This is a genomic window from Providencia sp. wls1922 (assembly GCF_009706505.1).
Classification (GTDB): domain Bacteria; phylum Pseudomonadota; class Gammaproteobacteria; order Enterobacterales; family Enterobacteriaceae; genus Providencia; species Providencia lanzhouensis.
Genome location: NZ_WLUG01000034.1, coordinates 1 through 8922 on the forward strand (window position 1 = coordinate 1; position 8922 = coordinate 8922).

8 protein-coding genes are annotated in these 8922 nt (G+C 42.7%); 7 read left to right on the forward strand and 1 reads right to left on the reverse strand.

What is annotated here, in order from left to right; all coding sequences use genetic code 11:
* Positions 1-75: 75 nt before the first annotated feature.
* On the forward strand, positions 76-777 hold the full coding sequence (locus GKR71_RS02130) for a helix-turn-helix transcriptional regulator (protein WP_036949563.1): 702 nt from the start codon (positions 76-78) through the stop codon (positions 775-777).
* Positions 778-784: 7 nt separating this feature from the next.
* On the opposite strand, the gene GKR71_RS02135 is transcribed toward GKR71_RS02130, so the two are convergent.
* The gene (locus tag GKR71_RS02135; protein WP_036949565.1) at positions 785-1153 is read right to left on the reverse strand and encodes a DUF1992 domain-containing protein; all 369 of its coding nucleotides are present in this window, start codon (positions 1151-1153) and stop codon (positions 785-787) included.
* 457 nt (positions 1154-1610) lie between these two features.
* Between GKR71_RS02135 and GKR71_RS02140 the strand changes: the two genes are divergently transcribed.
* The 6 genes from GKR71_RS02140 (at position 1611) to ugpQ (ending at position 8731) form a co-directional block, all read left to right on the forward strand.
* Positions 1611-3182, forward strand: a complete 1572-nt coding sequence (locus GKR71_RS02140) for an AbgT family transporter (RefSeq protein ID WP_036949567.1) — start codon at positions 1611-1613, stop codon at positions 3180-3182.
* A gap of 623 nt (positions 3183-3805) precedes the next feature.
* On the forward strand, positions 3806-5119 hold the full coding sequence (gene ugpB, locus GKR71_RS02145; protein ID WP_036949568.1) for a sn-glycerol-3-phosphate ABC transporter substrate-binding protein UgpB: 1314 nt from the start codon (positions 3806-3808) through the stop codon (positions 5117-5119).
* A 69-nt stretch (positions 5120-5188) separates the two neighbouring features.
* A complete protein-coding gene (ugpA, locus tag GKR71_RS02150) occupies positions 5189-6076 on the forward strand; it encodes a sn-glycerol-3-phosphate ABC transporter permease UgpA (protein WP_154633890.1) in 888 nt (295 codons plus the stop codon).
* Entirely contained in the window at positions 6073-6918 is an 846-nt protein-coding gene (gene ugpE / locus GKR71_RS02155; protein ID WP_036949570.1) for a sn-glycerol-3-phosphate ABC transporter permease UgpE, read from the forward strand. Before ugpA ends, ugpE begins: the two co-directional genes overlap by 4 nt.
* Positions 6919-6920: 2 nt before the next feature.
* Entirely contained in the window at positions 6921-7991 is a 1071-nt protein-coding gene (locus GKR71_RS02160; protein ID WP_108479506.1) for a sn-glycerol-3-phosphate import ATP-binding protein UgpC, read from the forward strand.
* Entirely contained in the window at positions 7988-8731 is a 744-nt protein-coding gene (gene ugpQ / locus GKR71_RS02165) for a glycerophosphodiester phosphodiesterase (RefSeq protein WP_154599954.1), read from the forward strand. The genes GKR71_RS02160 and ugpQ overlap by 4 nt, the downstream gene beginning before the upstream one ends.
* Positions 8732-8922: the final 191 nt, after the last annotated feature.

The following is an 8922-nucleotide window of genomic DNA, read 5'->3' on the forward strand; positions in this document are numbered from 1 at the left end:
ACCTAAGCTGTCAGGCTGCATTTTTTTGATTAAAACCGTATACTCCTACTGTATGCCACCCAGTAGGAGCTTGCCTTGTTATTACCTGAATTGCACTATCGCCAATATTCTCAAGAGGTTATTTCTCATCAACATGATGGGCAATGGCAGGTGGTATTTGCGTTATCAGGGGCGATGGAAATCAATATGCATCGTCAACACTGGCTGCTAAATGCAGGTCAGGGTGTCGTGATCCCGCCGAGTGTTAGCCATGCTTTTAGTGGACAAGATGGGAATCAAAATTATGTATTGGAAATGCCTGCAACGGCGCAATGGTCATTAAATGAAAAAATGACGCATTTTACGCTGACGCCAGCGGCGGCGGGGTTATTAAATTGGTTGCAACGCTTTCCGCAAGCACCGGAACAAAACTTTGCCGTTGCTCGCCTGTTATTAGCCCAGTTAAAACCAGAAAACCGTTGGGTTGATGAGCTAGTTCATTGGGTGGAGTTACGTCTGCATTTACCTATAAGCTGCGAAGACATTGCCTGCGCGTTTTATATGTCAGTCAGTACCTTACAACGTAAGGTGAAAGCTGAAATGGGGATCACCGTCATGCAATTTTTATTGCAAAAACGGATGGAAGCCGCGGGAAGTCTATTATTAACTCACCAAACCATTGAACATATTGCTACCTTGGTGGGGTATGATTCTCACTCTGCTTTTAGCCAAGCATTTCGTAAGTTTTACGGTAAAACTCCTCAGGAATATCGCCTACAATCCCTACCCAAACGTTAATTCTTCGCTATTTAGACTCTAAGTGTTCTGAAATTGTCACTGCGTATTCGCCATATAAAAAGTCGGTATTGATATTTGCTTGCTTGAGTTTTAGTTCGAGTAATGCCAATTGCTTGCTGATGGCAACATAATTGGGGTCATCAGCAGAGAGTTGCTGCAGCATATGGCATAAATTCAACGCTTCTTTTTTCTGTTGCAGTTCAGGCGGCAGATACCCAGAATTTTTAAGAATACGATAACTCGCCCTTAATTCTTCAGGAACTTGGCTGTCATCATCAAGCTGTAAAGGTTTCCCTTCACCATTGAGATTGGATAACTCCCCTTTATTTAAAGCGTCTTGAATATGACGCTCTGCCCAAAGATCAATGACAGACATTATGGCTCGCCCTGTAGTGAATAGGCTTCGATTATAGCGCTGATTAATCTAGATTAAAAACGTACATTAATCAGGCTAATTGGTATTTTACTTTGTTTTATCTAACTCAAATTTATTGTAACTGTAAAAATAGGTATTAATCGAATTAAATGGAATAAAATCGACGAAATTTGATATCTATTTGGTTAAAAATAATAAGAAATGGTTGGTTAATATTATTAAAATGTTAGCTTGACCACATTTTTGTATTTTTATGATATTTAATTTTTATGGCTTTAATTTTTAACATAAATAAAATTTAACAAAGTAAATATTCTATTTTTACTATCAGTACGTTTATTATTGGTTAATGTATTCGATTTGTATCAAATTTGTTGGTTTGAATTTATATGCTTGTAATTAGGTGAAGAGAAAAACATTGTGTAATGTTCATTTCTCTTGTTTATAAGGAGAATTCATGGAACAAAAAAGGCAAGAGGGTAGCCGTTTTTTACGAACGGTTGAGTGGTTGGGAAATGCTCTGCCACATCCTGTTATTCTATTCATTATCTTAATTGGGATTTTATTAGTCTCTTCCGCTGTTGGTCAGTATTTTGGTATTAGTGTGCCGGATCCTCGCCCTGAAGGTGCGAAAGGTCGGGCTGAAGACGGGATCATTCATATTGTTAGCCTATTAGATGCGGAAGGCATCCGTAAAATTCTGTCTAATGTGGTCACCAATTTTACCGGGTTCGCGCCTCTTGGCACGGTATTAGTTGCTCTTTTAGGGGTTGGGATCGCGGAACGTGCCGGTTTATTATCTGCGGCAATGCGTCTGATTGTTATCAAAGCACCTCGTAAATTAACCACCGTTGCGATTGTTTTTGCTGGGATTATGTCTAATACCGCGGCAGAACTCGGGTATGTGGTACTGATTCCACTGGCTGCGATTATTTTCCATTCATTAGGTCGCCATCCATTAGCTGGGCTTGCTGCTGCATTTGCAGGGGTATCCGGTGGATATTCAGCGAACTTACTATTAGGTACAGTGGATCCGTTATTGTCAGGGATCACTCAGCAAGCAGCTCGAATTATTGACCCCACCTATATCGTCGGGGCAGAAGCAAACTGGTACTTTATGTTTGCCAGTACTTTCTTGATCACTATCTTGGGTTATTTCATCACAGAGAAAATCGTGGAGCCGCAGTTAGGCCCTTATCAGGGCGGTGGTGTCGATGAAGATGAAGATAAACTCCGTGCCTCAGCTGAAGTGACACCGCTTGAGAAAAAAGCGTTGTTCTGGGCATCGGTGACTTTCTGGGGATTAGCGGCAGTATTAGCCTTAATGGTGGTGCCTGAAAGTGGGATTTTACGTAACCAAGAAACTGGGTTAGTGAGTAATTCACCTTTCTTAAAAGCAATCGTGGTGTTTATCTTTATTTTCTTTGCGATTCCGGGAATTGTTTACGGCTATATTGCAAAGACCATGCGTAGCGACAAAGATGTGGTTGATGCGATGGCAAGCGCAATGAGCACTTTGGGTCTCTATTTAGTCATCATTTTTTTTGCGGCGCAGTTCGTTGCATTTTTTGGCTGGACCAACATCGGGCAAGTGATTGCGGTCAAAGGCGCTAATTTCTTAAATAGTATTGATTTACATGGTGGAATACTATTTGTTGGCTTTATTCTGATTTGTGCCTTTATTAACTTAATGATTGGCTCCGCGTCCGCACAATGGGCTGTGACAGCACCGATATTTGTACCAATGTTAATGTTGGCAGGCTATTCCCCTGAAACTATCCAAGCGGCTTATCGTATTGGTGATTCAGTGACCAATATTATTACGCCAATGATGAGCTATTTTGGCTTAATCATGGCCATTGTCGTCAAGTATAAGAAAGATGCAGGGATTGGTACTCTGGTTTCAATGATGCTGCCATACTCGATTATTTTCTTTATTGGTTGGTCTCTGTTCTTTATTATCTGGGTATTTATTTTGGGATTACCGGTAGGACCTGGATCACCAATTTATTTTACTCCTGGAAGTTAATCTAATAATTAATTTATAAGGGCAAATAGATTTTTATTTGCTCTTTATTGTTTTCGAATGTGAATCTTAAATTGGCTATAAAGTGATAATCATAAGATAGCTTATTTTATGGGCTATTATTAGTTTTTTGGATTTATGGTATTAAATATTTGTTGTTCTATTAATATTATCCTAAAGTTAATTTAGAAGGTCAGTTTACTTTTATGGCTATGTCAATAATAGACTTATTCTCAATTTTCTTTTTATTTGTTATTTTAAATGAATGTAAGGTGAATAATATGTATAGAATGACAATTTCTGCAAAATTATTTCTGGCATCTTTTTTTACTTTTTTATTTGTTTTTCCTATTTTTTGTTATTTAATCATTATTCAATAATCAGAAATTCATTATTCACATTAAATTGAGTGTTTATTTTCGATATACCGGGAAAATAAAACACGTCGATTGCCATGTAAGCGTCATTTGCTAGAGATATGGCAGTCATTAATCTGTCATGTGTTGGCGATATTTCTGTCATTTCTCGGTGATAAATTCTCTCTCGAACATAAACTGCGTGAATTCGCACATTTTAGTGTAAATCTCTGCGGATAAACTTCAGTCATAATAAAAGAGAGAATTGGCATGGCATCGATCAAACAGTCCGCTTTAGCAATGATGTTAGGCTTGGCTTTTAGCAGTCAAGGAGTGGCAGTCACCACAATCCCATTCTGGCATTCAATGGAAGGTCAGCTTGGTGAAGAAGTGAATGACCTTGTCACTCGCTTTAATGAAACGCACCCAGATTACAACGTGATTCCCACTTATAAAGGGAACTACGAGCAAAGCCTCGCTGCGGGGATTGCGGCATTTCGTTCTGGCAATGCACCTGCGATACTGCAGGTTTATGAAGTTGGTACTGCGACGATGATGTCATCCAAAGCCATCAAACCTGTCTACGAAGTTTTCCAAGAAGCTGGAATTGATTTTGATGAATCTCAGTTTGTGCCTACCGTTTCGGGTTATTACAGCGATGCGAAAACGGGGCATCTGCTATCCCAGCCTTTCAATAGCTCCACTCCGGTGCTTTATTACAATAAAGAAGCCTTCAAAAAAGCCGGTTTAAACCCAGATACCCCACCAAAAACATGGCAAGATCTTGCCCAATATACTGAAAAGCTACGTGAATCAGGAATGAAGTGCGGCTACGCCAGTGGTTGGCAGGGCTGGATACAAATTGAAAACTTCAGTGCATGGAACGGGTTGCCTGTCGCATCGAAGAATAATGGCTTTGACGGCACTGATGCAGTACTGGAGTTTAACACCCCAGATCACGTTAGGCATATCGAGCAGCTGCAAGATATGAATAAAAAAGGCACCTTCAGCTATTTAGGGCGTAAAGACGAGCCAACTGAGAAATTCTATAACGGGGATTGTGCCATTATTACTGGTTCCTCCGGTTCTCTGGCGAATATTCGCAAGCATGCTAAGTTTGATTTTGGTGTTGGCATGATGCCTTACGATGCACAAATTCCAACGGCACCACAAAATGCCATCATTGGTGGTGCAAGCTTGTGGGTGATGGGCGGTAAAGATCCTGAAACCTATAAAGGTGTTGCGGAATTTATGAAATTCTTAGCTGAACCTGAAAATGCCGCAAAATGGCATCAAAATACAGGATATTTACCGATTACAACGGCAGCGTATGAGTTGACCCAAAAATCCGGCTTTTATGACAAAAATCCGGGGGCGGATATTGCGACTCGCCAAATGTTAAACAAAGCGCCGTTACCTTATACCAAAGGATTACGCTTAGGTAATATGCCACAAATTCGTACCATCGTGGACGAAGAGCTGGAATCCGTGTGGTCAGGTAAAAAGACACCGCAACAAGCCCTCGATGCCTCTGTTGAGCGTGGTAACCAATTACTGCGCCGTTTCGAAAAATCCACTCAGTAATGAGTTCTTTTGCCCCTCTTGATGGAATTAAGAGGGGCGCTGCATCACATCTGATTTATTGGGTTGCTTATGTCATCATCTCGTCCCGTATTTCGCTCCCGCTGGTTACCTTATGCGCTAGTATTACCACAGCTCATCATTACGGTGATTTTCTTTATTTTGCCAGCCGGACAAGCGCTTTGGTATTCATTACAAAGTATTGATCCTTTTGGATTATCCAGTGAGTTTGTGGGGGTAGAAAACTTCACTCAACTCTTTAGCGATAGCTACTATGTAGACTCTTTCTATACCACGATGATTTTTAGTGGCTGGGTAGCAGGAAGTGGGCTTGTCGTCTCGCTGTTTTTCGCGGCTTTGGTTGATTATGTGGTAAGAGGAAGCCGTTTTTACCAAACATTGATGCTACTACCCTACGCCGTTGCACCTGCTGTTGCGGCGGTTTTATGGATGTTTTTGTTTAGTCCCGGCAGAGGATTGATAACCTATGGTTTGGAATCCATTGGCTATGACTGGAACCATGCACAAAATAGCGGTCAGGCGATGTTTTTAGTCGTTTTAGCCTCAGTTTGGAAGCAAATCAGTTATAACTTTTTGTTTTTCTTCGCTGCCTTGCAATCTATTCCACGCTCTTTGATGGAAGCGGCTGCTATCGATGGAGCAGGACCTATCCGCCGTTTCTTTAAAATATCCTTACCATTAATCACCCCTGTGAGTTTCTTTTTATTAGTGGTGAATTTGGTGTATGCCTTCTTTGATACTTTCCCTGTGATTGACGCGGCAACGGGCGGGGGGCCTGTACAAGCGACGACGACACTAATTTATAAGATTTACCGTGAAGGTTTTTCAGGGCTCGACCTCTCTTCATCCGCAGCTCAATCTGTGATTTTGATGGGCTTGGTGATCGTCCTAACGGTGATTCAATTCCGTTTTATCGAGCGTAAGGTACGTTACCAATGATAGAGAAAAATCGTGGACTGAGCGTATTCAGTCATTCCATGTTGGTAATTGGGATTTTAGTGATTTTATTCCCGCTGTATGTGGCCTTTGTTGCCGCGACACTCGATGATAAAGCGGTCTTCGATACCCCCATTACCCTAATACCTGGCTCTCATTTATGGGAGAACATTCTACATATTTGGAATAACGGTGTGGCAGCGAACAGCGCCCCATTTTGGTTGATGCTGGTAAATAGCACCGTTATGGCGCTGGTGATAGCGATTGGAAAAATTACGATTTCGATATTATCGGCATTTGCCATCGTTTGGTTCCGTTTTCCGTGCCGTAGCCTATTTTTTTGGATGATTTTCATCACATTAATGTTGCCTGTCGAAGTGCGAATTTTCCCCACAGTAGAGGTGATTTCTAACTTAAACATGGTGGATAGTTACGCCGGGCTAACTTTGCCGTTGATGGCTTCCGCGACGGCGACTTTTTTATTTCGCCAATTTTTTATGACGTTGCCGGATGAACTGATAGAGGCAGCGCGTATTGATGGTGCTTCACCAATGCGGTTTTTCATCGACATTGTGTTGCCGTTGTCCAAAACAAACTTAGCCGCGTTGTTTGTGATCACGTTTATTTATGGTTGGAACCAATATTTGTGGCCAATCTTGATCGTTGCAGATCCCAGCTTAGGAACAGCAGTTGCGGGGATCAAAGGCATGATCGCATCGGGTGAAGGTACGACTCAATGGAATCAAGTGATGGCGGCAATGTTGCTCACGCTGATTCCACCCGTTCTTGTGGTATTAGCTATGCAGAGGGCGTTTGTGCGTGGCTTGGTCGATAGTGAGAAATAAGCATGGCAGAATTAAAACTTCAAGCCGTCACTAAAAGTTGGGACGGAAAAAATCAAGTGATCAAGCCGCTGACAGTGGATGTGGCAGATGGCGAATTTATCGTGATGGTAGGGCCTTCTGGGTGTGGTAAATCCACGCTATTACGTATGGTGGCAGGGTTAGAGCAAGTGACGAGCGGGGATATTTGGATTGACCGAAAGCGAGTCACGCATCTAGAACCCAAAGAGCGTGGCATTGCGATGGTATTCCAAAATTACGCGCTTTATCCTCATATGAGCGTTGAAGAGAATATGGCATGGGGGCTAAAAATTCGTGGGCTAGGAAAAGAGATCATTCGCCAAAAAGTAGCGGATGCCGCACGGATTTTAGAGCTTGATGGATTATTAAAGCGTCAACCGAGAGAGCTTTCCGGTGGTCAACGTCAGCGCGTGGCAATGGGGCGTGCCATTGTGCGTGACCCCGCCGTATTCTTATTTGATGAACCGCTTTCTAACCTCGATGCAAAGTTGCGGGTACAGATGCGCCTTGAACTGCAACAGCTGCATCGTCGTTTAAAAACCACCAGCTTGTATGTGACACACGATCAGGTGGAAGCGATGACCTTGGCGCAGCGAGTGATGGTGATGAATAAAGGCGTTGCGGAACAGATTGGCTCCCCAGTTGAAGTGTACGAGCGTCCTGCCAGCCGTTTTGTGGCGAGTTTTATTGGCTCTCCTGCCATGAATTTGCTGGAAGGAAAACTGAGTGCGGATGGTTCTCGCTTTGAGCTCGACGGCGGAATGCAATTACCGTTGGGTAGAACGTATTTACAGTGGGTAGGGCATGCGCTAACGTTAGGTACCCGACCGGAACATTTACAGTTAGGCTCTGAATCGTCAGGGGGGATCCCGCTGGTCGTCGAGACCCTCGAAATGTTAGGCGCTGATAATTTAGTGCATGGTCAGTGGGCAGGGCAAAAAGTGATTGTGCGCCTTGGGCACGAGCATCGCCCTCAGATTGGCTCCACGTTATGGCTTCATCTTCCTGAAGCCCATCAGCATTTTTTTGATACTCAATATGGACACCGTTTATGAATCTTTGGCCTTATCCTAAAATTGTCGCCCATCGCGGTGGTGGTAAATTAGCCCCTGAAAATACGCTCGCAGCTATCGATGTTGGGGCGAAATATGGTCATACCATGATTGAGTTTGATGCCAAGTTATCCCGTGATGGTCACATATTCCTTCTGCATGATGATACCCTTGAGCGCACGAGTAACGGGCATGGGGTTGCAGGGAATTTTGACTGGAGCCAGTTAGTCAATATTGATGCTGGAAGCTGGTATAGCCAAGAATTTGCTAACGAACATTTGCCGCTATTATCGCAAGTGGCTGAGCGTTGCCAACAACATCGCATGATGGCGAATATTGAAATTAAGCCAACCACCGGCTTGGAGAGAGAAACAGGAACCGTGGTGGCATTAGCGGCTCGACAATTATGGGAAGGACAAACTGCACCGTTACTCTCTTCATTTTCCATTGAGTCCCTTGAAGCTGCTCAAGCCGCAGCACCTGAATTGCCACGCGGTTTATTGCTGGAGGAGTGGCGAGAGGATTGGCGTGAACTGACAACTCGCTTAGGCTGTGTCTCTATCCATTTAGATCATCTCTTATTGGATAAAGCTCGGGTCGAGCTATTGAAGCAAGCGGGCTTATATATTCTGGTGTATACGGTGAATGACCCTGAACGCGCCAAATTATTATTAGCGTGGGGCGTTGATGCCATTTGTACTGATCGTATTGATTTAATCGGTCCAAATTTCCCCGCTGAATAAATTAAAAAATTCGTTTATTTTTAATGACACCTCAATAAGCAATACGCTGATTGAGGTGTTTTTTTATGGCTAAAACAAGTAAATAATTCGATTAAAAGCAAAGAGTTAGTATGTCAAGTGATTCTCATTAATTAGGAATAACTTTTTCTCACTCTCCCGAAAATATTGGTTAGTATCTCGTCATCTTATGA